The sequence below is a fragment of the Pseudidiomarina andamanensis genome, from assembly GCF_009734345.1.
GTDB classification, from domain to species: domain Bacteria; phylum Pseudomonadota; class Gammaproteobacteria; order Enterobacterales; family Alteromonadaceae; genus Pseudidiomarina; species Pseudidiomarina andamanensis.
This window is the reverse complement of the sequence record NZ_CP032551.1, coordinates 399,613-426,097: the sequence shown is the minus strand read 5'-3', so window position 1 is coordinate 426,097 and position 26,485 is coordinate 399,613. Positions and strand designations below refer to the sequence as shown.

The window sequence follows — 26,485 nt, the reverse complement described above, 5'->3', positions numbered from 1 at the left end:
CATCGTCTTCATAGGACGTAAAAAATTCACTCGAAGTTTATAAAGCAATTATCATGCCAATTATTTACCCCTTTAATTTCAAGACGTTACTCAATATTCCATGCTGAGATTCTCATCATAAATTAGTCAAAATCACAAAATTATGCTCAAATAACACAAATTTAATTCGACCAGATACACGAACCATGTCCGAGCATTCGATTATGACTTCTCATACCATTGAACCGATAGGATTCATTGAATCACCCTACCCGGAGAAGTTTGCCGTACCACGACAACCTGGGCTCGTACCTGCGGCAAGAGCCCGCATCGTGTTGCAAGGTGACTATGGACATCCTGATTGCGTTCGCGGCCTAAAAGAGTTCTCCCATATTTGGGTTTTATTTTTATTTCACCAAACCACAGCTCAGGGCTGGAAACCTCTGGTACGCCCTCCGCGCCTTGGTGGCAATGAGAAACGCGGCGTGTTCGCCACCCGCTCGACGTTCCGCCCAAACAATATTGGTATGTCGGTAGTTCAAATTATCGATATCAAACATCAAGACAAACAAACCATTATTGAGGTGCAAGGTGCAGATTGGGTAAATCACACACCGGTGATTGATATCAAGCCTTACGTGCCCTACGCCGATGCTATACAAGCGGCTACTGGCGGATTTGCACCAACCGCGCCAGAGAAAAATTTGATGACTACTTTTAGTGATCAAGCACGAGAAGAATTGCAACAGTTGATGCCTCACTATCCGGAATTACAGGCACTCATAACGCAGGTGCTAGCACAAGATCCTCGCCCCGCGTATCAACAACACGACGACGCTGACCGCGAATACGGCATGACGCTATACAACGTGAATATTCGTTGGCGCGTGCTGAATCAAGAAAATCATGTAATAAGTATCAGTAAAGGCTTTTGACACAGCGCCGCTACTGATAGAATTTCAAGTTAATTACACCATTGGAATTTTGCTGGAATTTGAGGATCACATGCGTACCAGCCAATATTTATTAGGAACATTAAAAGAAACACCTGCCGACGCAGAAGTTATCAGCCATCAATTGATGCTGCGCGCCGGTATGATTCGTAAAGTTGCCGCCGGCCTCTATACGTGGACACCAACCGGATTGCGTGTGCTGCGCAAAGTGGAACGTGTTGTTCGCGAAGAAATGGAACGCGCCGGTGCTCTAGAAGTTCTTATGCCAATGGTTCAGCCCGCTGATTTGTGGGAAGAGTCTGGTCGTTGGAATGACTACGGCCCTGAGCTACTTCGTTTACACGACCGAAATAACCGTGACTTCGTTTTAGGCCCAACTCATGAAGAAGTCATCAGCGAATTAGCACGTAAAGAAATTAGCAGCTACAAACAGTTGCCACTGAACTTGTTCCAAATTCAGACCAAATTCCGTGACGAAATTCGCCCGCGTTTTGGGGTGATGCGTTCACGTGAGTTCATCATGAAAGATGCGTACTCGTTCCACTTAGACCAAGACAGCCTGCAGCAAACCTATGACGTGATGCATGCAGCCTACTGCCGCATCTTCGAGCGCCTCGGTCTCGATTATCGTCCGGTTATTGCAGATACCGGTTCCATTGGTGGTAGCTCATCGCATGAGTTCCATGTGTTAGCGAGCTCTGGTGAGGATGACATTGCGTTTTCAGACAGCTCTGATTACGCCGCTAACGTGGAAATGGCTGAAGCCGTAGCGCCTACTACTGCGCGCCCTGCGCCATCGGCGGAAATGGAGAAAGTTGCTACGCCAGAAGCAAAAACCATTGCAGCATTGGTTGAGCAATTCCAGGTGCCAGTTGAGAAAACCGTCAAAACACTCATTGTGCACGGCACTGAAGAAGGCAAACTGGTAGCGTTGATCATTCGAGGTGATCACGAACTCAACGAAATTAAAGCCGCCAAACACGAGTTGGTAGCAAGCCCGCTGGTGTTTGCAACGGATGAAGAAATTCGTGCAGCGATTGGCGCTGGTCCTGGTTCATTAGGCCCAGTTGGCCTATCAATGCCTGTCATTATTGATCGCAGTGTTGCGGTTATGGCTGATTTCGCTGCCGGTGCCAACGATGACGGCTTCCACTACTTTAATATCAACTGGGAGCGTGATGTCGCTCTGCCAGAAACCTTTGATTTGCGTAACGTTGTTGCCGGTGACCCAAGCCCATGTGGTCACGGCACACTGCAAATTAAACGCGGCATTGAAGTCGGTCATATTTTCCAACTTGGTAAGAAATATTCAGAAGCCATGAAAGTTGGCGTATTAACCGAAACCGGTAAGCACGAAACCTTGACCATGGGTTGTTACGGTATCGGCGTATCTCGTATTGTTGCTGCAGCAATTGAGCAGAACCACGATCAATACGGCATCATCTGGCCTGACGCATTAGCGCCGTTCCAAGTCGCGTTGGTACCGATGAATATGCACAAATCGGCACGCGTACAAGAAGTTGCTGAGAAGCTTTACGCCGAGCTAACCGCTGCTGGTATCGATGTTTTGTTTGATGACCGCAAAGAGCGCCCAGGCGCGATGTTTGCCGACCTCGAACTTATCGGTATTCCGCACCAAATCGTGATTGGTGAGCGTAACCTTGATGAGCAAGCGGTTGAGTACAAATCGCGTCGTAGTGGCGAGAAAGAAAAAGTAGCGATTGATTCAGTTCTGCAGCATTTGCAAAACCAGCTTTAATCGCTCACATCTGTTAGCGTTGGAATAAAAAAGCCCGAATTCAATTCGGGCTTTTTTGTTTTCATTGCAATCAAAGAGTTAAATTATTAACTCTCAGAACCCGCTAATGGCTCCACATAATGCAAATGCATATCCCAAGGGAAGTGAATCCAAGTTTCTTGCTCAAGGTCTGCAACATAATCATCCACTAATTGCATACCTGCTGGCTTTGCATAAACTGTGATGAATTTCGCTTTTGGAAAACGCTCACGTAAAAACTTCAAGGTATTACCGGTATCAACCAAGTCGTCAATAACCAAGAAGCCTTCTCCGTCGTCGGTTGCGTTCACATCTTTCAGCATGGTTACGCTGTCGCGTTGGCTGTCATGATCGTATGAACTCACGCAAACCGAGTCGACAACACGAACATTGAGCTCACGTGCCACAATTGCCGCCGGAACTAACCCGCCACGGCTAACGGCAATAATGCCGCGCCATTGTTCAGCAGGTAACTGACGACGAGCCAGTTCCTTTGTTGCTCGATGCAACTCTTCCCACGATACGAAAAACTCGCGATTTGAATGCCATCCCATAATGATTACCCCAACCAAATAAATTTAGCGACAAACAGCGCTGCTAATACGGCAACACTCCAATTTAGTTCACGGATTTTGCCTCCGAGCGCTTTCACCACAACGTAGCTAATAAAACCAAGCGCGATGCCGTCAGCGATTGAGAAGGTTAATGGCGTCATCAGTAGCACAACAGCTACCGGAGCCGCTTCCGTAATATCGTCCCAATCTACTGAACGAAGCGTAAACAGCATCAGTACCGAGACATAAATAATTGCGCCGGCCGTTGCATAAGCGGGAACCATACCTGCTAATGGCGCGAAAAATATTGCCAAAATAAATAGTAGACCAACCACCACAGCAGTAAGACCCGTCTTACCGCCTGAGGCAACGCCTGATGCGGATTCGACATAGCTGGTTGTGGTTGATGTACCTAACGCCGCACCTGCAATTGTGGCTGTACTATCAGCCATCAACGCACGTTCTAAACGTGGCAATGAGCCGTCCGGCTTCGATAACCCTGCACGCTGGGCAACGGCCATTAAAGTGCCCGACGTATCAAACAAATCAACAAACAAGAACGCAAAAATAACGCTCAACATGCCCACATCAAACGCTGCAGCAATGTCCATTTGCATAAACGTTGGTGCCAAGCTCGGTGGCGCTGCAACAATACCATTGTACTGCACATCACCAAGCAAAAATCCGGCCAAGGTCACTAAAAGTATACTAATCAGCGCTGCACCTTGAATACCTCGTGCAACCATACCAATAATCAAGAAGAACCCTGCGCCAGCAAGCAGCACAGATAGTTGCGACATGTCGCCCAACGACACTAACGTGGCGTTGTTCGCAACAATGATATTGGCGTTCTTTAAGCCAATTAACGCTAAGAAAGCACCGATACCTGCAGCTATCGCTAAGCGCAGTGTTACCGGTATCGCATTAATGATCCATGAACGCACGCGCAAAGCTGAGAGTAAGAAGAATAAAATACCCGAGAAAAACACGGCGCCGAGCGCTGTTTGCCACGTATAGCCCATACCAAGAACAACACTATAGGTGAAGAACGCATTCAGACCCATGCCAGGTGCTAAAGCCACTGGGTAATTCGCCCACAGGCCCATCACCAAACAGCCAATGGCGGCAGCTAAACAGGTGGCGACAAACACTGCGCCATAATCCATGCCCGCTTCGCTCAGCATCGATGGATTTACGAAAATAATATACGCCATGGTTAAAAACGTGGTGATACCTGCAACAATTTCACGTTTTACCGTACTTCCCTGCGCTTTGATTTGAAACAACCGCTCCAATAAAGCCTGCATAAGCCCCCACTCTTGCTCTGCTGATTAAAAAATTGCGGTATTCTACAATAATTTCATCGCTTTTGCCGCACTAATCTGTGGTAACCTGATTGCCTTTAATGCACTCGGCAACCATTATTCAAGGAGTTTTTAGTTATGCCTCGAGTCATATACATTGATGCCCAAGGTGGCGAATTTGAAGCTGAAGTCGAAGTTGGTCAAAACCTGATGGAAGGTGCTGTTGATCATATGATTGATGGTATTCTTGGTGAGTGTGGTGGCGTCATGTCATGTGCAACCTGCCACTGTTATGTTGATCCGGCGTGGGTAAACAAAATTCCAGCAGCGAGTGAAATGGAAGAAGACATGCTCGATATGGTGGTCGACCCGCAAGAAAACAGTCGTTTAAGTTGCCAAATCGATATGACCGAAGAATTAGATGGGATTGTTGTACGTTTACCGAAATCGCAGTTTTAAGCGCTTTCTACCCGCACAAATACTTCATCATGATAGCCGGTTGTCACGCGCATAAGCCCCGACAACTCGGCATCTAACTCAGGTTCACCGGTATCAACCAGCAGCGGGCGTTGCCCTAGCGCTTGTAGTTTTGCCTTGGTTGCCACAATTTGAATATGATCTTTGCCGACGCGGCGAATCACCGCTGGGCTAAGTTGTTGATTACCACGCCCGAAAATATGCCCTTGCCCACCGATTACCGTAATAATCATCTGCACTGGGCCCTGATGCTCATCAATGAGTTTTTCGAGCTGTGTCGCCGTCGCATCACTAGCAATTACCTGGCCAGCAAGTACCACATCAACACCCAATAGAGTATTGGGTAGGCTCAATTCTTCCATGATAAACGCGACCGTTGAACCTGAGCCCATCACATAAAGCGTATCATCGTCCATACTTTCAATAACATCGGCAGCAATGTCGGCAAGTACAAGCTCATCACTTTCTTTACCGCCCATCTTTACTGCCTGAACGTAACGCAGCTCAGCTGGCACCAACATCTCACCATAGCGACGCGCTCGCACAGTGCCCTGACGAAATGCATCTTCATCAATATCCATCACATCAGCATTGGTCACACTGGTCAGCTGGCCCAGTATAAGCTGCTCAAGTACCTTACCCGCAGCAGTTGGTGATATCGCGTAAACACCTGAATGAATTTTCACGCCTGCAGGAATACCAAGCACAGGGCGTTGTGCTGGATAGACGGCACATACATCTCGCGCAGTACCATCGCCGCCAGCAAATAACAGTAAATCGATATCATCTCGCTCGGCTAATAACTTCGCTAGCTCACGCGTATCGTCCGCCGATGTGAGCGACTGTTGAGGGGTATATATGACGTCACAAACATAACCAAGATCACGCACGATATCTTCACCGAGGCCACCAGCACCGGTCACAAACTGGATTTGATCCGAATAAGCTTGAATAACCTTTAGTGCCTGGCCTACACGTAACTGTGCTTTGGGTGTTGCACCTAATTCAAGAGCGCGCTTTGCAGTGTCGGCGCCGTCACTTCCTTTTAAAGCAACGGAGCCGCCCAAGCCTGCATATGAATTGACAATGAGACCAATACGAAACAACGGAGACTTATTCACCTTTATCGCGAGTACCTTCTTGAATAGCTTCGCCGGCACTCTCAAGATCTTTACCGATGCCTTCAATAGTGGCACAGCTACTCAAACCTAACGCGACTAAAAGCATAATGAAATGGCGATTCTTCATGTTATGTTCCAATTAGTTATTGTTGTTGCGGGCCAAGGCTGCTGATAAAAATCAGCCAAAGCTCGGGCAAATTTCTCCGCGCGACGCGGAATACCTTCAATTATATAGCGAGATAATTGTTCTTGAACAGCTTTTGTAAACGCTAGTCTATCAACTTCAATACCACCTAAGTTATCCACGCTCACTTGAAATGGCACTCCAGCACACAGCGAAAACAACCACTCTAATGCTTGTGGCTTACGTTCTACTTGTTCAAATTCAGCTTGCTGTTTGGCATCGCGACCATCCGGTTCATACCAATAGCCATAATCAAACAGCTGCCGACGCTGCTCACCGGCAATACACCAATGAGCAATTTCATGTAATGCCGAAGCGAAAAAACCATGCGCAAACACTACCTGATGATGCTCACCGGCCTGCTCTGCAGGTTGATAATACGGCTCATCAGTTCCGGCGACTAACCGAGTGTTAAATTCGTCATAAAAACACTGGTCAAACAGCGCAATCAGTTGCTGATAATGATGTTCTGTCATACTTCTCAACAGCACCTAGATAGAACAACAAAATTATTCAATAGTTGGAACGGTGACGTGAACATCGCCGTTTTGCGCGCGTTGCCGTAACCAATGATCCATAATCACCAACGCCGCCATCGCCTCTACCACCGGAACACCACGAATGCCGACACAAGGATCATGGCGACCACGCGTCACAATTGAGCTTGCTTCGCCGTGAATATCAATCGTCTCTCCGGCAATGGTGATGCTTGAGGTTGGTTTAAAGGCAACTTCAGCAATAATTGGCTGACCACTGCTAATACCGCCAAGTACGCCACCCGAGTGATTACTAGCAAAGCCTTTCGGTGTTAGCGCGTCGCGGTGTTCACTGCCGCGCTGACCTGCAACAGCAAAGCCGTCACCGATACTGACGGCTTTCACCGCATTAATGCTCATTAGTGCTTTCGCCAAATCAGCATCCAGACGATCAAACACCGGCTCGCCTAAACCAACAGGTACGCCAGTTACTTCAACACGCACACGTGCGCCGACCGAGTCACCATCTTTTAGCAGCTGCTTAAGATATTCTTGCGCCGCCTCTGACATACGACGGTCTGGGCAAAATAAAGGATCATCCGCGACATGTTGCCAAGCAAAGTCAGGCTGCGCAGGGTCTGTGCAATGCGGACCAATTTGCACCACGCCAGCGTGAAACTTAATGCCGAACTTTTCAGCTAAGTATTTTTGTGCGATAGCGCCAGCGGCAACCCGCATCGCTGTTTCGCGTGCCGATGAGCGACCACCGCCGCGATAATCGCGTACACCATATTTGTGCGCATAGGTATAATCCGCATGGCCGGGTCTGAATTTCTCTTTAATATCACCGTAGTCTTTACTACGCTGATCGGTATTTTCAATAAGCAGCCCAATCGGTGTTCCGGTAGTTTTCCCTTCGAATACGCCTGAGAGAATCTTCACGCTATCCGCCTCTCGCCGGGCTGTTGTGAAACGGTTTTGCCCCGGTTTCCGACGGTCAAGCAACGGCTGAATATCCGCTTCAGAAAGCTCTAGGCCTGGCGGGCAGCCGTCAACGACAGCCCCAATTGCGGCACCGTGACTTTCGCCAAAAGTTGTGACCCGAAATAATTCACCCCAAGTATTTGCTGCCATGACTCTGTCTCAGTAGTTTTTGTTACGTTTGCGGTGTCGCGCTAAAACTTTTCGCGATGCTCTACGAGGTCGGCATACGTCAATACAAATACGCCATCACCTCCATGTTCGAACTCAACCCAGTCAAATGGAACTTCAGGGAATTCTTCAGCTAATGCAACCCATGAGTTGCCGACTTCACACACCAAAACACCCTGCTCGGTTAAATGTTCCGGCGCTTCACGCAAAATGGTTCGAACCAAATCTAAGCCATCGTCTCCTGCTGCTAAACCAAGTTCTGGTTCATGCCTAAATTCGTCAGGCAAATCAGCCATATCCTCGGCATCGACATACGGTGGATTCGTGACAATCAGATCATAACGTTGCTTCGGCACACCATCATACAAGTTCGACTGAATCGGAATAACGCGCTCATCTAAACCGTGCATCGCGATGTTTTCTTCGGCAACAGCAAGTGCATCTAACGATAAATCCAACGCATCAACTTCGGCCTCGTCAAAGGCATAGGCACAGGCAATCGCAATACAACCACTTCCCGTACATAAATCAAGAATACGTTTCGGCTCTTGCGTTAACCAAGGTGTGAAGCGCTTTTCAATCAGTTCAGCAATCGGCGAGCGTGGCACTAAAACACGTTCATCAACCACAAATGGCAACCCAGCAAACCATGCTTGGCCAATCAAATAAGCTGCCGGCTTGCGCTCTTCAATACGCGCAGTTACAAATGCCACAAACTCATCAAGCTCGTGTTCTTGCAGGTGCGCCCGCTCAAACATGGCGAGTTGCTCAAAACTCAGCTGAGTAACATGCCCCAACAAAAGTTGCGCTTCGCTATAGGCGTTATCAGTGCCGTGACCAAAATAAACATCGGCACTCTGCATTGCAGTGACAGCCCAACGCAGTGCATCGTGTAAGTTGGTTTGCGTAAATGTGACATTTACCTGAGACAAGGTAGGTTCTCCGAAGTTGTTCTGTTCTTTGCCATAAGATACCCTAATAGCACTAATTTCGCATCCAAAGATGCACGTTGATAAGCATAAAACGAGTGGTTATGAGTGACGATTCAGACGATTTCGCGTTGTTTCGCGAACAAGTAAAGGTTGATCGCCGTATTCGCAGCGAAACCGTTCCAGCACCGCGCCCTCAACGGATCATCAAACGTACAGGCTCGAATACCCCCGAACGTCAACAACAGGCAGAGTTTTTCTTTTCTGACACCTTCCGAGCCCACTTCCCCGAAGGCCCAGTGCGCTATTGCGCTGAAGGTGAATCATCGCACGTACTCAAGCAACTGCGCCGTGGCGACTTCCCACCTGAATTATTTCTTGATCTACACGGTATGACCCAAGCCGAAGCCAAGCGCGAAATAGCCGCGTTATTGCACGCCTGTACCAAACAGAATGTTGATTGTTGTTCAATTATGAGTGGTCACGGGAAGGGGATTTTAAAAGAGAATTTACCGCATTGGTTGGTACAGCACCCGGCGGTGCGAGCGTTTCATCAGGCGCCTGCGGCCCACGGAGGCAACGCCGCCCTCCTCATCCTCATTCGTTAATCGTTATTCGAAAAAGCAACCAACGAAAAACCAAAAACATCGCAAACAAAAGTGAGCAAACTTCGCACATAATCCTACAGCGAGCTTTCTCCACGACTAACGAATAACCAATAACGAATAACGGTTTTTAAGGGACGATCATGCGGATGAAATCGGCGCGCTGCATCGCCACATCCAACTTCAACTCCGCCATCCCCGCCGTCGGAAACAACAACGGCGGTGTTTTCTTATCAAGCGTCGCCACAAGATAGCTCACAAACGGCATATGCGAGACCAACACAATAGTTTCAGCGTTCGGGTAGCGGCTTTGCAACATCGCAAAAAACCAATCACAGAATTCCTGTGGGTCACTTTCGGGAATAGCGTCATCGGCAACATCGCGATGACTTGCAGGTGCAATCGATTCAACAATCGTTGCCGTTTGCTGAGCACGAATAAATGGGCTAGCCAATAACCACTCGAACTGAGTTCCCTGTTCTTGCATGTATTCTTTGAGCCAATTAGCGCTCGCCACCACCTCACTTTCGCCAAGTGTACTTAGCGGGCGAATGGCATCAGCTTTTAACGCTTGCGCTGGTTCAGCATCACCATGGCGCATGATAAACAGGGTAACAGCCACGACTTATTCGTTCTCCTCAGCTGAGTCAGCTGATTCATCTTGGCGTCGACGTCGACGACCACCGGTAACCGGATCGGCACGCCCTTCGTCTTTCGCTTGATCAGCGCGACGACGTCTCACCGCTTTCGGATCAGCAATCAACGGACGGTAAATTTCGATACGGTCACCTTCACGTAATTCATGATCTAGCTTAACCGCTTTACTCCAGATACCAACCTTTTGTTCCGAGAGATCAATTTCTGGGAAGTATTGCTTTATTTGCGAACGCTCAATCGCCTCTTCAACCGATGTCCCAGCCGGAACTCGCAGCGGAATAATTTGTTGACGTTCAGGCGTTGCGTACGCTACTTCTATTTGAATTTGTTGCGGTGCCATCGTTTATTTAGTCCCATACTCATGCTGTGCACGTTGTACAAACGCATCAACCATGCGACTTTGTAACTCATTAAAGATTTTACCAAATGCCATACCGAGCAATCGATTCGCAAATTCAAATTCAAGCTTTAATACAATTTTGCAGGCCTGCTCATCAAGCTTATGGAAGCTCCAGCCACCACGCAAATACTGAAATGGCCCGTCTACAAGCTCCATATCAATACGTTCAAACGGCACCAGCGTATTACGTGTCGTGAACGATTTGCTAATACCGGCTTTGGAAATATCGAGACGGGCGACTTTATTTTGCTCATCGCTTTCCAGCACCGACGCGCTGCGGCAGCCAGGCACAAACTCCGGATAACGATCGATATCATTCACCAATGCGTACATTTGCGCATCGCTGTATGGTACTAAAGCACTCCGTTCAATCGTCGGCATCGCAGTCCTCGTTTGGTTAAAATGATGCGCATGATAGCGCATTTCATACGCTGAATCACCCTCTCAAATTGAGCAAATAAACCCGTGATTTTGCAATAAAACAAATTTTAATTTTTCATACCATCGGTATAATACAAGGCATGAGCAAAACTAAAAAAAATCAAAATTCCAACACCATCGCGCTAAACAAAAAAGCGCGCCATGAATATTTCCTCGAAGATAAATTTGAGGCCGGCCTAGCCCTGCAAGGTTGGGAAGTCAAAAGTATTCGTGCCGGCAAGGTCAACATCAGTGACACCTACGTCATCATTAAAAATGGCGAAGCGTATTTATTGGGTGCGCAAATTCAACCGCTTATTTCGGCGTCAAGCCATGTGGTGTGCGATCCTGAACGTACCCGTAAGCTGTTATTGAAGCAACGCGAGCTCGACAAACTCATCGGTGCCAGTGAACGCGAAGGCTATGCGATTGTTGCCACCGCCATGTATTGGAAAAAGCATTTGGTTAAATTGGAAATTTATTTAGCCAAAGGTAAAAAGTCACACGATAAACGCGACACCATTAAAGAACGTGATTGGCAACGCCAGAAAGCACGAATCATGAAGCACAACGTGCGTTAAATGGTATCCGTCAATTCTGCGTTGACATCACTTTTTAATCGCGATACATTCAACCCATCAATTAGACAAGCTAGTGAAATAGCTTAAAGAATAAAGGAAGCAATCGTGTTAACGATGTCACAGCAATCACAACTACGTAAAAACTGGTGGTGGCATTTCCCGAACTAGCGGGCGATGTATCTGTGCGTGTTTATCACGTTTGCTACAAACCCGCTTCGATAAGCGGGTTTTTTTATGCACGCTTATCGATATCAAGCGGTAAAAGAAAGTTATACAACTTTGAACAACCAAAAATTATCGACAAACACTCAACAACATAGAGTACCGTAGCGTGAATATTATTGAACAACCTGGCTTCCTGACGAGTTTACGCATGAAGCTGCCCTATCAAGCCGATACGCTTGCCCTTTACGAAAGGCTCTGCTCAGCGCAGCAGCCAAGTTTGTTGCTCGATTCTGCCGAAATTCAATCGCGCCAGAATCTTAAAAGTTTGCTGATGGTCAATGCTGCTGTTCAATTTACTTGTCAGGGTCAAGCTGTCACTATCGACGCCCTCACCAACAACGGCACAGCCCTTTTGCCATGGTTAGCGCAGCAGCTTAGCGAACTGGGTAGTGATGTTTGCGAAGTGACGGCATCCAACCAGCAGTTGCTGTGTCAGTTCAAGCAAACTAAAGCGACCGCGGACGAAGACTCTCGTTTACGCGCGCCCAGCAATATCGAGCCCTTGCGAATTGTTCAGCAACAACTTCAAACCAAAGCGCAACTTGGCGCCCCGCATGCCATGGCGATTTTTATCGGCGGCGTGTTTGCTTATGATTATGTGGCGACGTTTGAGCAACTACCTAACGTTGAAACCGCTGACAATAGCTGCCCAGATTATCAATTCTACCTCGCGGAAACCTTGCTCGTTATTGACCACCAACAGCAAACAACCGAGCTACTCGCGAGCCTTATCAGCGGACCAAAGAGTGCCGAATATTATGCGGACATAGCCGCACAAGTCGGACAAATTGCTGCTCTTTGCCAATTTCCATCGATGCAAACTTCAAGCAAAACCGAATCGGTTGATGACACCCTAAAGGCAACACCTTCAGCTAAAGAGTTTGCACAACAAGTGCTGCAGCTGAAAGAGCACATCAGTGCTGGCGATATCTTTCAAGTGGTGCCGTCGCGGCGCTTTCAGCTACCGTGCAGTGATAGTCTGCTAGCTTACGCAGAGCTCAAAAAAGCCAATCCATCGCCATATATGTTTTACCTCCGTACGGACAGCTTCGAACTATTCGGTGCATCGCCTGAATCGGCACTTAAGTACACTGCGGCAACCAATCAAGTGGAATTGTATCCAATAGCTGGTACCCGACCGCGCGGTAAAAATGCCGATGGCACCATTCATGCCGATTTAGATAGTCGTTTAGAACTTGAATTGCGCTTAGATCAAAAAGAACTCTCTGAACACATGATGTTGGTTGATCTCGCACGCAACGATCTAGCTCGCATTGCCGAGCCTGGTACCCGCTATGTTGCTGACTTACTTCAAGTTGATCGGTATTCCCATGTCATGCACTTAGTTTCACGCGTGGTTGCGCAATTAGCGGACGATTTAGATGCACTCCATGCGTATCGCGCCTGCATGAATATGGGCACCTTAGTTGGCGCCCCTAAAATTAGCGCCGCCACCTTGATTCGTCAGGTTGAGCAACAACGTCGTGGTAGTTACGGCGGTGCTGTCGGCTATGTGAATGGTGCGGGTGATATGGATACCTGCATTGTGATTCGCTCAGCCTTTGTCAAAGATGGTTTAGCAACCATTCAAGCTGGCGCTGGTGTGGTACATGACTCCGATCCCGCGGCAGAAGTCGCAGAAACCGAAAACAAAGCACGCGCGGTGATAGAAGCCGTACGTAACGCCAACAAACGTATTCAGGAGGCAGCGGATGCTCGCTAATCAAACACCCACTACCGCGGCTCCTGATCGCATTGTAATGCTCGATAACTTCGATTCATTCAGCTATAACCTCGTTGATGAATTGCGCCAGCTCGGCTACCCATTAGTGGTTTACCGCAACGATATCGATGCCCAGCAGCTCATTGCGACCATGCGTGACTATTCGGGGCGTCAGCTCTTATGTTTGTCGCCTGGCCCCGGGCATCCTGCGCATTCCGGCAACCTGCTTGCGTTAATTAAAGCCGCACAAGGCCACTTCCCGATGCTCGGCATTTGCCTTGGCTTTCAGGCACTCATCCATGCTGCTGGTGGTGAAGTCGACCGCTGCCCAGACATTGTGCATGGCAAAAAAGCACTGATCGAAACACGCCACCATTGCATATTTGAACAATTGGATAATCCATTAACCGTGGCTCGCTATCATTCATTGTGTGGTTACAAGTTGCCCGACTCCATTCAAGTGCTTGCAGCAACCGGTGCGATTCCAATGGCGGCAGAATTTCCTGAGTTTCAGGCGATTGGCTTTCAATTTCATCCGGAATCTATTTTGACCAGCCGCGGTACGCAGCTATTGGCGCAAACCGTTGCCTATTTATTTCAACAATACCGATTTGAGCCGCACGGGAGTTAATCATGCAGGCACTAAATTCATTACTCAACGGCGAGCCCTTAACCCTACAACAGGCAGAGAAACTGTTTGATCATTTGGTTAAAGGCGAGCTCAATGACATCCAAATCACCGCAGCGCTAACGGCAATGAAACTGCGTGGCGAACAGCCAGAAGAAATGGCTGGTGCAGCACAAGCATTACGTCGCGCTGCGAAGCCTTTTAAGCGCCCTACCCGAGCCGTCATTGATAGCTGTGGTACGGGTGGCGACGGTAGTAATACCATGAATATTTCGACCACCGCAGCGTTAGTGGCCGCCAGTATGGGTTTAGCGGTTGCTAAGCATGGTAACCGTAGCGTGTCATCACGCTCAGGCTCAGCTGATGTGCTTGAAAGTCTCGGCTTATCGGTCACACAAGACCCGGAAGTCGCTGAGCGACAACTTGATACGTTTAACTTTTGTTTTCTATTTGCACCACATTATCACCCTGGTATTCGCTATGCGATGCCAACTCGACAAACACTGAAAACGCGCACCTTGTTCAACTTACTCGGGCCGTTAGTCAACCCAGCACGCCCTGATGCACAAGTACTGGGAGTGTATGATCCAAGCTGGTGCCGACCAATGGCTGAGACCTTGAAATTATTAGGTTGTCAACGTGCCATGGTAGTTCATGGTTCGGGGCTTGACGAAATTGCCTTGCATGGTTCGACCCATGTGGTTGAGTTGCGCGACGGTGAACTCACCGAATATACACTCAATTCGACTGATTTTGGTGTACAGCCAGCCCAAGTGGCTGAGCTAGTGGGCGGCGACGCGGATTATAATGCGCAGCTACTCAAGCAGGTGTTAGCGGGGGCAGCAACACCAGCACAAACCAATGCCGTTGCCGTCACCGTTGCAGCCATGCTCTATGTGACAGACCAGTATAATGACTTAAAACAGGCAACCGCAGCAGTACAAGCGCATCTCGCATCCGGCGCCGCGTTAGTGCACTTAGAGAAGCTTCAGGAGTTTAATCGTGGCTAGCTCAATACTTAACGAAATTGTAGAAACTCGCCGCAGCTCGGTGCAAGCGTTCTTGGCGCAACTGGATATCGCGTCAGTAGAAAAGCAGTTGGCACCAAGCCAACGCAGTTTATACCAAGCACTGGCGCAGCCTCGAGCGAGCTTCATTCTTGAATGCAAAAAAGCGTCGCCGTCGAAAGGCTTGATTCGCCCGAACTTTAACCCGGTGAGCTTGGCGCAAACCTATAGTCGTTACGCCGATGCGATTTCGGTACTCACTGAGCCCGATTACTTTCAAGGCGATTACCGCTATTTAGCGGCTGTCGCGGCGGCCGTGCCGCAACCCGTGCTTTGCAAAGACTTCATTGTGATGCCAGAGCAAGTTATTTTGGCTCGCCACTTTGGCGCCGATGCCATTTTATTAATGTTGTCCGTGTTAACTGATGACGAATACCACCAATTAGCAGAGCTCGCCGCGCAGTTGCAGCTTGATGTGCTCACCGAAGTAGCGACCGACGAAGAACTCACACGCGCATTAGCGTTAAACGCAAAAATCATCGGCATTAACAACCGGAATTTGCATGACTTAACCATCGATACGCAGCGCAGTATTGATATGAGTCAGCGCATACCAGAGGGCGTTTTAGTTGTGGCTGAATCAGGGTATTCGAACCATGCGCAAGTTCAACAAGCAGCAGCCCATGTTGATGGATTTCTTATTGGAAGTGCGTTGTCGCAATGCGACAATGTGGATCAAGCTTGTCGCGAACTAATTTACGGGAAGCATAAGGTTTGCGGCTTAACTGAACCGGCCGATGCAACCGTCGTTCGTGCAGCTGGTGCGGCGTTTGGCGGGCTCATTTTTGTTGAGCACTCACCGCGATATGTCAGCTTGAAGCAAGCACAGGCGATTGTGCAGGCTGAGCCTCGATTAAGCTTCGTTGGCGTATTTGCCGATCAACCGCTCGCTACCGTTATCGAAATAGCGCAAACACTTGAACTCGCCATTGTGCAGTTGCATGGTCAGGAAGACATTGATTACATCAGCGAGCTACATAAAGCGTTGCCAAATACCAAAATTTGGAAAGCCATTGGCGTCGATGAGCCGCTCATTTTGCCACAACTCGAAGTGGACGCGTTTTTACTCGACAATCGCTTTGGCGGTAGCGGGCAGCCTTTCGATTGGTCGTTATTAAAAGGCTTAAGCAAGCAACAACTCAGTCAGTGTATATTGGCTGGCGGGTTGAGCCTCACCAACTTAAGCGAAGCGCAAGCGACCGGTATTCAGCAACTTGATGTTAACTCTGGCGTTGAGTATGCCAAAGGGCGCAAAGACGCGGGCAAAATCACGAAATTTTTTGAACATATTCGAACATACGGTAAATCAGATAACCAGATCCCGCCGGATCAGGAGGCAGTATCATGACCCAATCAACCGAGAAATTATCCGCCTATTTTGGCGACTTTGGTGGCCAGTTTGTGCCTGAAATTTTATTACCGGCCTTGGATCAGCTCGAACAAGCATTCATCGATGCTCAGCAAGACCCAGAATTTCAGGCTGAATTCGCTGATCTATTAAAAAATTATCTAGGTCGGCCAACTCCAGTTTCACTTTGTCGCAACCTGCCGTTGCATTCGCCCAATGGCACCCAAATTTATCTGAAACGCGAAGATTTGCTGCACGGTGGTGCGCACAAAACAAACCAAGTACTTGGCCAAGCCCTTCTGGCAAAACGGATGGGCAAAAAACGTATCATTGCTGAAACTGGTGCCGGTCAGCACGGTACGGCAACAGCGCTTGCGTGTGCGTTGTTAGATCTCGAGTGCATTATTTACATGGGCGCTAAAGACGTTGCGCGCCAACAACCAAATGTGTTTCGGATGGAGCTCATGGGTGCCAAAGTAGTGCCAGTTGATACCGGTAGCGGTACTTTAAAAGATGCTGTAAACGAAGCCATGCGCGACTGGACCGCAAGTTATAGCACGACTCACTATTTGCTCGGAACTGCGGCCGGCCCGCATCCATTCCCAACCATTGTGCGTGAATTTCACCGGATGATTGGAGCCGAAGCAAAAGCACAAATGTTAGATCGCATTGGTCGCCTCCCTGATGAGGTTATTGCCTGTGTTGGCGGTGGCTCGAATGCGATTGGTATGTTTGCTGAGTTTATCGACGAACCAAATGTCGCATTAGTGGGTGTGGAACCGGCCGGCAAAGGCGTTGAAACGCCGCATCACGGCGCCACGCTGACCGCTGGAAAACCGGGCATTTTACATGGTTGCCGATCGTTTCTGATGCAAACTGACGAAGGTCAAATTGAAGAAAGCTATTCAGTCTCAGCTGGTCTCGATTATCCCGGCGTGGGTCCACAACATGCCTATTTGCGGGAGATTGGACGTGCACGTTATGAATCGGTCACCGACCAAGAGGCACTGGATGCATTTCAAATACTTGCGCAGCATGAAGGGATTATCCCAGCGCTTGAATCAGCTCATGCGCTCGCCTATGCCCTGCGCCGTGCGGCCGAACCTGATGCGCCAAAGGTGTTATTAATTAACCTCTCTGGTCGTGGCGATAAAGATATTGACCATGTACGCCGCATTTTCCAACAAGGAGAGCAAGCATGAATCGTTATCAACACATGTTTGAGCAGTTAGCATCGAAGCAACAAGGCGCATTTGTTCCTTTTGTAACCTTAGGCGACCCGACACCAGAATTAAGCCTCAAAGTGATTACGGCCCTCGTTGAAGGCGGCGCCGATGCACTTGAGTTGGGGTTACCGTTTTCTGATCCTGTCGCTGACGGCCCGACCATTCAAATGGCGAATATCCGCGCCCTTGCCGCCGGAACCCGCATCGCTGACGCGTTTGATATCATCAAGCAAGTTCGCGCGCTTTACCCAGAACTACCGATTGGCTTATTGGTTTACGCAAACCTTGTGGTGAGTAAAGGCACCGAATCATTTTATCAACGCTGCGCAGACGCCGGTGTCGATTCAGTGCTCATCGCCGATGTTCCAGTACGTGAAGGCTTGAAGTTTGCGGAAGCCGCAAAGCGGCATGATGTGGCGCCTATCTATATCGCGCCACCCGATGCGTCTGAGCAAACGTTGGTGAATGTTGCGAAGCATAGCGAAGGCTATGTTTACTTGCTAAGTCGCGCAGGTGTCACTGGTGCTGAAACACAAATGCAAGCACCAGCCAGCGCTGTCATCGAGCAATTACGGAACAATCACAGCGCACCGCCGTTGCTGGGTTTTGGTATCGCTAAGCCTGAGCACGTTCAAGCTGCATTAAACGCAGGTGCCGCTGGCGCGATTTGTGGCTCAGCTATTGTGAAAATTATTGAACAGTACCAAAACGATGAGAGCCAACTCATCCATGAACTCACGCAGTTTGTTAAAACGATGAAGGCGGCAACAAGCAACGCTTAAGTGCAGCTTCAACGTTTGGATATTTAAACTGATAACCGGCCTGTTGCACACGCTCAGGAATAACCAACTGGCCGGTTAGTAACATCTGTGACATTTCGCCAAGCATTAACTTTAATGCCCATGCAGGCACTCGCATAAAGTGAGATTTCCGCAACACTTTCGCAACGGTTTTACTAAATTCCCGCTGTTCAACAGGGTGTGGCGCCGTTGCGTTATAGATTCCGCGCGCGCTCTCGTTCGCGAGTAAAAACAGAATAATCCCCACCATATCGTCGAGCTGAATCCAGCTAAACCCTTGTTTACCGTCGCCTAACGGACCGCCAAGGCCAAGCAAATAAGGCGGCAACATCTTCTGTAGTGCGCCGCCTTTCGGCGCTAACACCACACCAGTGCGCAATACACAAACACGGGTTTGCTCCGACTCAGCGGCTAAAGCTAGTCGCTCCCACTCGGCACATAAATGATGCGCAAAATCATCTTTCTCTACTTTCGTAGCCTCAGTTACGGGCGTACTGCCTTGCGCCCCATAATAGCCAATCGCTGAACCACTGATAAATACTTGCGGCGGCTGAGCGGCAGCCTGAATGGCTTCGGTGAGATGCCGAGTGATATTCCAACGGCTCTGCTCTATGCGAAGCTTTTGCCGAGAACTCCAACGTTTGTCTGCAATACCCTCGCCTTGCAAGTTAATCACGGCAAAATAATCACTAATATCGGTCACTTCATCCAAGCTTCGAATCACATGCACTTGCGAACCAAGACGCTGAATGGCGCGCTGTGGATTACGACTAATCACCGTGACCTGATAATTCGTTAATAAGTGCGGAATTAATGCTGAGCCAATTAAACCGGTGCCACCTGTAATCAAAATTTTCATGCTGGCCTCTCGCTGTGGAAAAACTATACTGGTACGTTGCTTACTTTGGTTAAGTGTAGTCTTTGAATCTAGTACCTAACAAACTTTTCTGGCACACTGCGGGAATAAGAATATAACGGGCATCATCATGTTGTTAGTACTTGAATATTTACCAATCATTTTATTTTTTCTTTTTTACCTACTTGGCGATATTTTTATCGCGACCGGTGTGTTGATGGTCGGTACGGTCATGCAAATTGTCGTAATGAAATTTATGCGTGAGCCAGTGACCATGCGCCACTGGATAGTCATGTGGGCAGTGCTTATTTTCGGCAGTATCACTTTGTTTCTACGTGATGAATGGTTTGTGAAGATCAAAGTCACCGTCATTTATATCGCTATTGCGTTGTTTTTGCTTATTGGCATGTGGTGGAAGAAGCGCAGTCCGCTGCAAAGTATGCTTGATAGCGAGATTAATCTCCCACCGTTTGCGTGGCGACGTCTCACCTACGCATGGGTTGTGTTCTCGTTGTCATTAGCCATCATCAACGTCTACATTGCAGAAATGATGAGTTTAGATGCTTGGGTCAACTTCAAAGTATTTGGCACCCTTGGGGCGACGCTTATCTTTAGCGTGTTTTCTGGTGCCTATATGTTTAAACATCACACCGATCGTGAAAAAGATGCAGAGGAAATTGAATAATGTGGTTTGTTATTTGGGCTGAAGATGCGCCAAACTCGTTAGCGGCACGACGCGCAACACGTCCTGCACATTTAGAACGCTTGCAACAGCTGAAGGCCGATGGCCGATTGCTCGTGGCAGGTCCTTGCCCCGCTATCGCATCGAGTGACCCGGGTGATGCCGGCTTCACCGGCTCAATGGTTGTGGCCGAATTCGATTCATTAGAAGCAGCCCAGCGTTGGGCAGACGCCGACCCTTATTTCGCTGCTGGTGTTTATGCCAAAGTTACCGTAAAACCGTACATCAAAGCGTTACCGTAACTCCCCATGGAATATCCACGTCGCGTCAGAATTCAGTCGGCGCCCGATCGAACCATTATTGCTTATCACTGGCACACACCTAATCCACGCGGTGTCATTATTATGGCACCCGCGATGGCAGTGCCCCAGGCCTTCTATCAGCACTTTTGCCAATGGCTCAGCGAACAGTACTATGACGTGATTAGTTTTGATTTTTACGGCATTGGTGCATCAATTGATAAGCCACTGGCACAAATTCATACCAGTGTCACCGATTGGGCAACCTATGATGCGGCGGCAGTGATTGATTACGCTATTGCACAACGTCCGTCGCTACCATTACTGTGGTTTGCGCACAGTATCAGTGGTCAACTGTTTGGTATGATTCCGAATTATCAGCAGGTTAACCATATGCTAACCGTCGCGACCGGCAGCGGATTTTGGCAAGCGACCAAACCACAATTGAAGTACAAATCTTGGCTGTTATGGCGAGCCATCACCCCATGGTTAATTCCATTACGAGGTTATTTCCCAGGGCGGAAATTAGGCATTATCGGTGACGTGCCGGCTGCCGCCATGCAACAATGGCGGCGTTGGTGCTTGCATCCGGAGTACTTAGTTGGGGCGGAGCAGTTACACAGTCAATACGCTGGCATCAGCACCCCGATCACTGCGTTAGGGTTTACCGATGACGAGATGCTAACCGTGCAGAACATTCAAACCATGCATGACTTTTACGCCAGTGCTCCACAGCAACGCCATGTGATTGCTCCTGCTGATTTAGCGCTAAAACGCATTGGTCATTTTGCCGTATTCCGAAAAGACTACCAACCCCATTGGCAGCAACTTTTCGGAACACACATTGATCAAGCATTTTCGAAGTAGCTTATCGACAACTTAAGCAAGCTTGCGAATTAATTGGGCGGTGTTACGTCGCACCAATCGAGCGCAAGCTAATCGGCCTAAGGTACCCACCACAATCGCACCAGCTAGAGGGCCAACTAGCCAGAACCGCCAGTGTATGGTTGCCGCCATTTCGAATACTTGCGTCTGCAAAATCCACAACGACAACTCCATTGCCAATGTCGCGATTAATCCACTAATAGCACCCAGAATAAGAAACTCATAGGTCACGCTGCGACTCAATAACTTCGCTGGAGCACCTAATGTCCGCAGAATCACCAGTTCTTGCTGACGTTCTTCCATTGAAGCTTGTACCTGCGCCAACAACACTAACACGCCCGCAATCAATACCAGCACTAAAACGAAGGCAATCGCAATGCTGACTTGGTCAATCACTTCGCGTAATTGCTCCATAATGGCATCGAGATCAATTAATGACACTTCGGGGAACGGTTTGAAGAGCTCATAGAGTTCGCTTTGCCGTTCTTTCGGTAAATTGAAACTCGAAATAAACGTCGCCGGGAAGTCTTCTAGCGTACTGGTATTAAATATCATGAAGAAATTCGGCTGCAACGAACCCCAGTTCACCTTACGAATACTCGTTACCGGCACCGTAAACGTATTACCGCCGATATTGAACTCTAGCTCGTCGCCAATCGACAAGCGCATCCGCTCAGCCACTTCTTCTTCAACTGAAACTTGCGGTTGCGGGTTATCACCCCACCATTCACCAGCAAGAATTGTATTGTTCGGTGGCAAATCGTCGCGCCAGGTTAACGAAAGTTCACGACCAAAACCTTCACGTTGCTCCGCATTATTGGTTTGCGTATCCGCTTTATCGCCACCATCTTCTTTGGTGACTTCATCACGAACAGGAACACCGTTCACCGCTGTCATCCGTCCTGGCACCACGGGATACATATCATTGGATTCAATATCGCGTGCAGCAAAGCGCTGCTCCAACTGATCAACGTCATCTGGCGCCACATTTACGATAAAGTAATTCGGGGCATCATCAGGAAGTTGACGTTCCCAATCAGCTAACAACTCATTGCGAAGCGCCAACACCAATAACAACAACATAATCGCTGTTGAGAAGCTCAACATCTGTACGCTATTGGCCTGCGCACGGCGCTGTAAACCAGCCATTGCCAAACGCCATGCACTACCCGCTTGCATACCAGCCTGACGACTCGCACGTATAAAAAAGCGACCTACGGCCAATAGCAGCACCGCAGCGACAGCACCACCGGCGAATAGCGCCGTTGAAAGCAGCCATTGTTGACTGTAAATCAGCAACAACGCATAGATGGTTCCCGCTGATGCCACCCAGTGCAACCAACGCAGTTTATCTGTACCTGTCAACTCACGGTTCAATACCCGTAAAGGTGGAATGGCGATCAAGCGCAGCAATGGATACAGCGTAAACATCACCGCACTGACAAAACCGGTTGCCGAAGCTAATACATAAGGCTTCAAACCAGCCGCTGGCAACTCTGCTCCCAATTGCGACGCTACAAATTCAATGACTTGCGCCTGTATTATCCATCCGAGCAACAAGCCAACGCCAATGCTGATAAACGTGAGCAACAACAAATGCAGAATGAAAATTCTCTGAATTTGTCGACGGTCTGCCCCAAGTGTTTTGAAGATTGCCACCACATCGTAGTTACGCTGACAATAACGCTGTGCCGCTACAGCCACCGCGGTCGCCGCCAATACCACACCAAGCAGACTCGCTAGTAACATAAAACGCTCAGCGCGCTGTAAACTGCGGGCTAATGGGCTATCACCATCTTCAATGCTACGCCAATTATGAGTATCGTCATTCAGTTGCGGTGCCAACCACTCGTAATAAGCATCCAGTTGATCTGCTGTACCAGCGAAAAGTACGTTGAAACGCACCCGCGAGCCTGGCTGAATTAACCCTGTTTCTTCTAACTGATCGTAATGAATCAACACGTTAGGGCTATCAGTAAATACCGAAAAGCCCACATCAGGCTCATACGTAAGCACGCGCGAAACTTTAAATTTACTTTGTCCGATTTCGAGCGTGTCGCCGACCTGCAATTTCAATTCTTGAAACAAAGCCGCGGCAACCCAAGCCTCACCCTCGCCCGGTAACTGATTAATCACCGTCGTTTCTTCACCGAATGGTTCCGAGGCTGTCCGCAAACTACCGCGTAACGGATAACCATCGCTAACCGCTTTAATATCAACCAGTGCTAAATTATCTTTGGCAAAAGCCATGCTGTTGAACACAACTCGGTTGGCCGTCTTTAAGTCACGTTGTTGTGCTTGTTGCAGCCAATCGTCAGCAATTGGCCGACGTGAGCTCAAAACTCGGTCAGCCGCCAAAAATTCCGCGCTACGAGCCAGCAGCCCCGATTGCAAACGCTCAGTAAATAATGACAACGACAGCACCGCTGTCACTGACAGCACAATTGCCGCTGCCATAATGGTCAACTCACCGCGCTTAAGCTCGTGGCGCAATAACCGCCATGAAATCTTATGCCACATCGTTACTTACCTCGGTTAATCGACCTGCATCCATCTTCAAAATACGCTGACAACGCTTCGCTAACTCAGCGTCATGCGTGACCATCACCAAGGTGGTGCCTGATTCCTTGTTCATATCAAACAACAAATCTTCAACTTTATGCCCAGTCGTCGCATCAAGGTTTCCGGTCGGTTCATCAGCAAACAATATTTTCGGCGTACCAATAAATGCACGCGCAATGGCTACGCGTTGCTGCTCACCACCAGATAATTGATTTGGATAGTGCTTCAAACGCTCGCCCAAACCAACTTTGGTTAATAATTCGCGCGCCTGTTGCTCTGCATTTTTATGCCCTGCCAACTCAGCCGGCAGCATCACGTTCTCAAGCGCTGTCAAACTTGGAATCAATAGGAACGATTGAAAAATGAAGCCGATTTTTTCAGCACGCACTTTTGCACGCTGCTCCTCATCCAAATTCCCTAAATTTACGTTATCTATGGAAACATCACCGTCACTTGCGAGGTCTAATCCTGCAAGTAAAGATAGCAAGGTCGATTTACCAGAGCCTGACGCACCAACAATAGCCACGGTTTGACCTGCTTCAATAGACAGGTCAATTGGCTGTAAAATGTGTAGAATGCCGTCTTGTGTCGTAACTTTTTTTTCTAATTGAGTGGTTTGAATAAGCATTTATGAAAAACTTCCTAGCTAAATTGTTAGTAATCGTCGCATTGTTCGTTGTTATACGTCCAGTTTCGGCAAATGTCTCACTTGTTGTTTTAGGCGATAGCTTGAGTGCCGGTTATGGCATGGCGCAAAGCGAGTCGTGGGTGGGCGTATTGCAACAACGCTGGGCCGAAAAATATCCGGACATTACGCTCATTAATGCCAGTATCAGTGGCGACACCACCCAAGGTGCTTTGAATCGTTTAGCTGGGGTTATTGAACGACATCAACCCGACGCTGTGTTCGTCGAATTAGGCGGAAATGACGGCCTACGCGGCTTCAACCCAGCTAGTATCTCAGACAATTTGGTACAGATTATCATGCAATTGCAACAGCAGGACGCTAAAGTTGCGTTAAGTCAGGTGAGAATTCCGCCGAATTACGGCCAGCGCTACAGCGAAATGTTCGCCGATATTTTCCCGACGGTCGCTGAGCAGCATCAAGTGCCATTGATTCCATTCTTTATGGAGCAAATTATTGAGAACGAAGAATTAATGCAAGGAGATGGGATTCATCCGAATCGTGAGGCACAGCCGCTTATCGCCGATATCATGGAACCGCACCTACTGGAATTAGTGCAAAAACGTTAATAGTTATTCGTTATTCGTTATTCGTTATTCGTTATTCGTTATTCGTTGTTCGTTGTTCGTTAAAGATAGAAAAAAGCACTAACGACTTTGGTTTTGGTTTTGGTTTTGGTTTTGGTTTTTCGAAGAGTGAGCGAAGCGAACGTTCGAATAACGACTAACGAACAACGCTTTTTTCTTAAGAAGTGGCGTCCCCTAGGGGATTCGAACCCCTGTTACCGCCGTGAAAGGGCGGTGTCCTAGGCCTCTAGACGAAGGGGACCCCGGACAAACATTCTGGTTACTCAAAGAGTGGCGTCCCCTAGGGGATTCGAACCCCTGTTACCGCCGTGAAAGGGCGGTGTCCTAGGCCTCTAGACGAAGGGGACCCCGGACAAACATTCTGGTTACTCAAAGAGTGGCGTCCCCTAGGGGATTCGAACCCCTGTTACCGCCGTGAAAGGGCGGTGTCCTAGGCCTCTAGACGAAGGGGACGCACCAGAACAAATCACTATCAAGTTTTCACTACTGTAAAGCGCAGCTTTGGTGGAGCTAAGCGGGATCGAACCGCTGACCTCTTGCATGCCATGCAAGCGCTCTCCCAGCTGAGCTATAGCCCCACACCAACACTGAAATTCGTGTGCTGCATCAGTACCCTGACAGCGGGGCGAATTCTAGGGTAATTGGCGCACTACCGTCAACCTTTTTTTTGGTAATTTTGATTGTTTGCCGAATTTTGCGTCAGTTCGAACAAATCCCGATCAATTTCGTCTAAGTACGCAGTAATTAAACTTTTGTTCTGACCCGCTGGGTGTTCTGTGACTTTCGCGTTCGGTATGCACCAAAGTGAAATAATCAGCAAAAACTGCTGCCAATTGTTGTGCTGAATATCGCTGTACCGGTAAACCACTGCATTTTTCTGGACCATCTTCGGCGAACGTTGCAATAATTGCGTAACCGCCCTGCTCGACCGCTTTTGCCGCTTGCTCGACGTACGCTCTTTGTTGCTCTTCGGTCACTAAAAAATGGAACACCGCGCGATCGTGCCAAATCGAAAATTGTGCCGTGGCAAATTCAGTCGTGAGCACGTCGCCAACCAACCACGAAATGGCTTCTGCTTTCGCTTTTAGACGCTTTTTTGAGGCAGCTAATCCACTTTCTGATAAATCAAGCGCAGTAATATCGGTAAAACCTGCAGCCAGTAAATTATCGACGAGTCGCGATGCACCGCTCCCCACATCAATAATCGCTGCTTCGTGACTCATACCGGTATCGGCAATTAAGCGCACCGAAGTTTCAGCCTTGGTTTGAAACCAACTTACGCGATCAACTGCTTTGGTTCGATAAACGTCTTCCCAATGATTTTCTACCATATGGTTTTTGCC

The 26,485-nt window shown here is 48.5% G+C and carries 29 protein-coding genes, 4 tRNA genes and 1 other annotated feature; of the genes, 15 read left to right on the top strand and 18 right to left on the bottom strand.

The features are described 5' to 3' along the window. Positions 1 to 203 precede the first annotated feature (203 nt). Positions 204 to 914, top strand: coding sequence for a tRNA (N6-threonylcarbamoyladenosine(37)-N6)-methyltransferase TrmO (tsaA, locus tag D3795_RS02050; protein ID WP_156265930.1), 711 nt, complete (start codon positions 204 to 206; stop codon positions 912 to 914). Between the two features lie 70 nt (positions 915 to 984). Continuing rightward, positions 985 to 2,691 carry a proline--tRNA ligase gene (locus tag D3795_RS02045; RefSeq protein ID WP_156265929.1) on the top strand — a complete coding sequence of 569 codons (1,707 nt, stop codon included), beginning with the start codon at positions 985 to 987 and terminating at the stop codon, positions 2,689 to 2,691. Positions 2,692 to 2,777: 86 nt separating this feature from the next. Here the strand turns inward: D3795_RS02045 and gpt are convergent, their stop codons facing one another. Together gpt and D3795_RS02035 are read right to left on the bottom strand one after the other, a co-directional pair. Then, positions 2,778 to 3,263: a xanthine phosphoribosyltransferase gene (gene gpt / locus D3795_RS02040; protein WP_092855357.1), complete on the bottom strand. Its 486-nt coding sequence runs from the start codon at positions 3,261 to 3,263 to the stop codon at positions 2,778 to 2,780. A gap of 5 nt (positions 3,264 to 3,268) precedes the next feature. Beyond that, the gene (locus D3795_RS02035) at positions 3,269 to 4,570 is read right to left on the bottom strand and encodes an NCS2 family permease (RefSeq protein WP_156265928.1); all 1,302 of its coding nucleotides are present in this window, start codon (positions 4,568 to 4,570) and stop codon (positions 3,269 to 3,271) included. Between the two features lie 135 nt (positions 4,571 to 4,705). On the opposite strand from D3795_RS02035, the gene D3795_RS02030 reads away from it, so the two are divergent. Beyond that, positions 4,706 to 5,026 (top strand): 2Fe-2S iron-sulfur cluster-binding protein, encoded by a 321-nt coding sequence (locus D3795_RS02030; protein WP_156265927.1) that lies wholly within the window; start codon positions 4,706 to 4,708, stop codon positions 5,024 to 5,026. On the opposite strand, the gene D3795_RS02025 is transcribed toward D3795_RS02030, so the two are convergent. The 5 genes from D3795_RS02025 to prmB are packed head-to-tail and all read right to left on the bottom strand — an operon-like array spanning position 5,023 to position 8,909. Beyond that, positions 5,023 to 6,165, bottom strand: coding sequence for an ATP-NAD kinase family protein (locus tag D3795_RS02025; RefSeq protein WP_310942377.1), 1,143 nt, complete (start codon positions 6,163 to 6,165; stop codon positions 5,023 to 5,025). The two genes, D3795_RS02030 and D3795_RS02025, sit on opposite strands and share 4 nt — an antisense overlap. After that, positions 6,158 to 6,292, bottom strand: coding sequence for an entericidin A/B family lipoprotein (locus D3795_RS02020; protein WP_156265926.1), 135 nt, complete (start codon positions 6,290 to 6,292; stop codon positions 6,158 to 6,160). Before D3795_RS02020 ends, D3795_RS02025 begins: the two co-directional genes overlap by 8 nt. Continuing rightward, positions 6,289 to 6,825, bottom strand: coding sequence for an elongation factor P hydroxylase (locus D3795_RS02015; protein ID WP_156265925.1), 537 nt, complete (start codon positions 6,823 to 6,825; stop codon positions 6,289 to 6,291). The genes D3795_RS02020 and D3795_RS02015 overlap by 4 nt, the downstream gene beginning before the upstream one ends. Before the next feature lie 33 nt (positions 6,826 to 6,858). Further along, on the bottom strand, positions 6,859 to 7,959 hold the full coding sequence (aroC, locus tag D3795_RS02010) for a chorismate synthase (protein ID WP_156265924.1): 1,101 nt from the start codon (positions 7,957 to 7,959) through the stop codon (positions 6,859 to 6,861). A 41-nt stretch (positions 7,960 to 8,000) separates the two neighbouring features. Further along, positions 8,001 to 8,909, bottom strand: a complete 909-nt coding sequence (gene prmB, locus D3795_RS02005; RefSeq protein WP_310942376.1) for a 50S ribosomal protein L3 N(5)-glutamine methyltransferase — start codon at positions 8,907 to 8,909, stop codon at positions 8,001 to 8,003. 101 nt (positions 8,910 to 9,010) lie between these two features. Here prmB and smrB point away from each other — a divergent pair, with 101 nt between their 5' ends. Beyond that, positions 9,011 to 9,514: an endonuclease SmrB gene (gene smrB / locus D3795_RS02000; protein ID WP_156265923.1), complete on the top strand. Its 504-nt coding sequence runs from the start codon at positions 9,011 to 9,013 to the stop codon at positions 9,512 to 9,514. Positions 9,515 to 9,641: 127 nt separating this feature from the next. On the opposite strand, the gene sixA is transcribed toward smrB, so the two are convergent. Genes sixA through D3795_RS01985 form a run of 3 tightly spaced genes read right to left on the bottom strand, consistent with a single transcriptional unit; the run spans position 9,642 to position 10,949 of the window. Beyond that, the gene (gene sixA, locus D3795_RS01995; RefSeq protein ID WP_156265922.1) at positions 9,642 to 10,133 is read right to left on the bottom strand and encodes a phosphohistidine phosphatase SixA; all 492 of its coding nucleotides are present in this window, start codon (positions 10,131 to 10,133) and stop codon (positions 9,642 to 9,644) included. A 3-nt stretch (positions 10,134 to 10,136) separates the two neighbouring features. After that, positions 10,137 to 10,508, bottom strand: coding sequence for an RnfH family protein (locus D3795_RS01990; protein WP_156265921.1), 372 nt, complete (start codon positions 10,506 to 10,508; stop codon positions 10,137 to 10,139). Between the two features lie 3 nt (positions 10,509 to 10,511). Beyond that, complete coding sequence (locus tag D3795_RS01985; protein WP_156265920.1) at positions 10,512 to 10,949, bottom strand: type II toxin-antitoxin system RatA family toxin; 438 nt, start codon at positions 10,947 to 10,949, stop codon at positions 10,512 to 10,514. A gap of 140 nt (positions 10,950 to 11,089) precedes the next feature. Here D3795_RS01985 and smpB point away from each other — a divergent pair, with 140 nt between their 5' ends. The 7 genes from smpB to trpA all read left to right on the top strand — a co-directional run bounded on the left by smpB (position 11,090) and on the right by trpA (position 18,568). Beyond that, the gene (gene smpB, locus D3795_RS01980) at positions 11,090 to 11,569 is read left to right on the top strand and encodes an SsrA-binding protein SmpB (RefSeq protein ID WP_156265919.1); all 480 of its coding nucleotides are present in this window, start codon (positions 11,090 to 11,092) and stop codon (positions 11,567 to 11,569) included. A 138-nt stretch (positions 11,570 to 11,707) separates the two neighbouring features. Then, positions 11,708 to 11,805, top strand: a sequence feature (Trp leader region). A 95-nt stretch (positions 11,806 to 11,900) separates the two neighbouring features. Further along, positions 11,901 to 13,517 carry an anthranilate synthase component 1 gene (locus tag D3795_RS01975; protein WP_310942375.1) on the top strand — a complete coding sequence of 539 codons (1,617 nt, stop codon included), beginning with the start codon at positions 11,901 to 11,903 and terminating at the stop codon, positions 13,515 to 13,517. Then, complete coding sequence (locus D3795_RS01970; protein WP_156265917.1) at positions 13,507 to 14,148, top strand: aminodeoxychorismate/anthranilate synthase component II; 642 nt, start codon at positions 13,507 to 13,509, stop codon at positions 14,146 to 14,148. The genes D3795_RS01975 and D3795_RS01970 overlap by 11 nt, the downstream gene beginning before the upstream one ends. Before the next feature lie 2 nt (positions 14,149 to 14,150). Further along, a complete protein-coding gene (gene trpD, locus D3795_RS01965; protein WP_156265916.1) occupies positions 14,151 to 15,155 on the top strand; it encodes an anthranilate phosphoribosyltransferase in 1,005 nt (334 codons plus the stop codon). Next, on the top strand, positions 15,148 to 16,560 hold the full coding sequence (trpCF, locus tag D3795_RS01960; RefSeq protein ID WP_173020972.1) for a bifunctional indole-3-glycerol-phosphate synthase TrpC/phosphoribosylanthranilate isomerase TrpF: 1,413 nt from the start codon (positions 15,148 to 15,150) through the stop codon (positions 16,558 to 16,560). Before trpD ends, trpCF begins: the two co-directional genes overlap by 8 nt. Continuing rightward, positions 16,557 to 17,762 carry a tryptophan synthase subunit beta gene (gene trpB, locus D3795_RS01955; protein ID WP_156265914.1) on the top strand — a complete coding sequence of 402 codons (1,206 nt, stop codon included), beginning with the start codon at positions 16,557 to 16,559 and terminating at the stop codon, positions 17,760 to 17,762. Before trpCF ends, trpB begins: the two co-directional genes overlap by 4 nt. After that, complete coding sequence (trpA, locus tag D3795_RS01950) at positions 17,759 to 18,568, top strand: tryptophan synthase subunit alpha (RefSeq protein ID WP_156265913.1); 810 nt, start codon at positions 17,759 to 17,761, stop codon at positions 18,566 to 18,568. The genes trpB and trpA overlap by 4 nt, the downstream gene beginning before the upstream one ends. Here trpA and D3795_RS01945 read toward each other — a convergent pair. Continuing rightward, entirely contained in the window at positions 18,534 to 19,445 is a 912-nt protein-coding gene (locus D3795_RS01945) for a TIGR01777 family oxidoreductase (protein WP_156265912.1), read from the bottom strand. The genes trpA and D3795_RS01945 overlap by 35 nt on opposite strands. Before the next feature lie 127 nt (positions 19,446 to 19,572). Here D3795_RS01945 and D3795_RS01940 point away from each other — a divergent pair, with 127 nt between their 5' ends. The 3 genes from D3795_RS01940 to D3795_RS01930 are packed head-to-tail and all read left to right on the top strand — an operon-like array spanning position 19,573 to position 21,290. After that, a complete protein-coding gene (locus D3795_RS01940) occupies positions 19,573 to 20,127 on the top strand; it encodes an inner membrane-spanning protein YciB (protein ID WP_156265911.1) in 555 nt (184 codons plus the stop codon). Continuing rightward, positions 20,127 to 20,426, top strand: a complete 300-nt coding sequence (locus D3795_RS01935) for a YciI family protein (RefSeq protein ID WP_156265910.1) — start codon at positions 20,127 to 20,129, stop codon at positions 20,424 to 20,426. Before D3795_RS01940 ends, D3795_RS01935 begins: the two co-directional genes overlap by 1 nt. A 6-nt stretch (positions 20,427 to 20,432) precedes the next feature. After that, positions 20,433 to 21,290 carry an alpha/beta hydrolase family protein gene (locus D3795_RS01930; protein ID WP_156265909.1) on the top strand — a complete coding sequence of 286 codons (858 nt, stop codon included), beginning with the start codon at positions 20,433 to 20,435 and terminating at the stop codon, positions 21,288 to 21,290. Positions 21,291 to 21,302: 12 nt separating this feature from the next. Here the strand turns inward: D3795_RS01930 and D3795_RS01925 are convergent, their stop codons facing one another. Next, complete coding sequence (locus tag D3795_RS01925; protein ID WP_156265908.1) at positions 21,303 to 23,828, bottom strand: ABC transporter permease; 2,526 nt, start codon at positions 23,826 to 23,828, stop codon at positions 21,303 to 21,305. Continuing rightward, positions 23,818 to 24,498, bottom strand: coding sequence for an ABC transporter ATP-binding protein (locus D3795_RS01920; protein ID WP_156265907.1), 681 nt, complete (start codon positions 24,496 to 24,498; stop codon positions 23,818 to 23,820). Before D3795_RS01920 ends, D3795_RS01925 begins: the two co-directional genes overlap by 11 nt. 2 nt (positions 24,499 to 24,500) lie before the next feature. Between D3795_RS01920 and D3795_RS01915 the strand changes: the two genes are divergently transcribed. Next, complete coding sequence (locus tag D3795_RS01915; protein WP_156265906.1) at positions 24,501 to 25,124, top strand: arylesterase; 624 nt, start codon at positions 24,501 to 24,503, stop codon at positions 25,122 to 25,124. A 183-nt stretch (positions 25,125 to 25,307) separates the two neighbouring features. On the opposite strand, the gene D3795_RS01910 is transcribed toward D3795_RS01915, so the two are convergent. The 5 genes from D3795_RS01910 to D3795_RS01890 all read right to left on the bottom strand — a co-directional run bounded on the left by D3795_RS01910 (position 25,308) and on the right by D3795_RS01890 (position 26,473). Beyond that, positions 25,308 to 25,383, bottom strand: a tRNA-Glu gene (locus D3795_RS01910). A gap of 30 nt (positions 25,384 to 25,413) precedes the next feature. After that, positions 25,414 to 25,489 (bottom strand) — tRNA-Glu (locus D3795_RS01905). Between the two features lie 30 nt (positions 25,490 to 25,519). Continuing rightward, a tRNA-Glu gene (locus D3795_RS01900) sits at positions 25,520 to 25,595 on the bottom strand. A 49-nt stretch (positions 25,596 to 25,644) separates the two neighbouring features. Beyond that, positions 25,645 to 25,720 (bottom strand) — tRNA-Ala (locus D3795_RS01895). A gap of 141 nt (positions 25,721 to 25,861) precedes the next feature. Further along, complete coding sequence (locus tag D3795_RS01890; RefSeq protein ID WP_156265905.1) at positions 25,862 to 26,473, bottom strand: class I SAM-dependent methyltransferase; 612 nt, start codon at positions 26,471 to 26,473, stop codon at positions 25,862 to 25,864. Between the last annotated feature and the right edge of the window lie 12 nt (positions 26,474 to 26,485).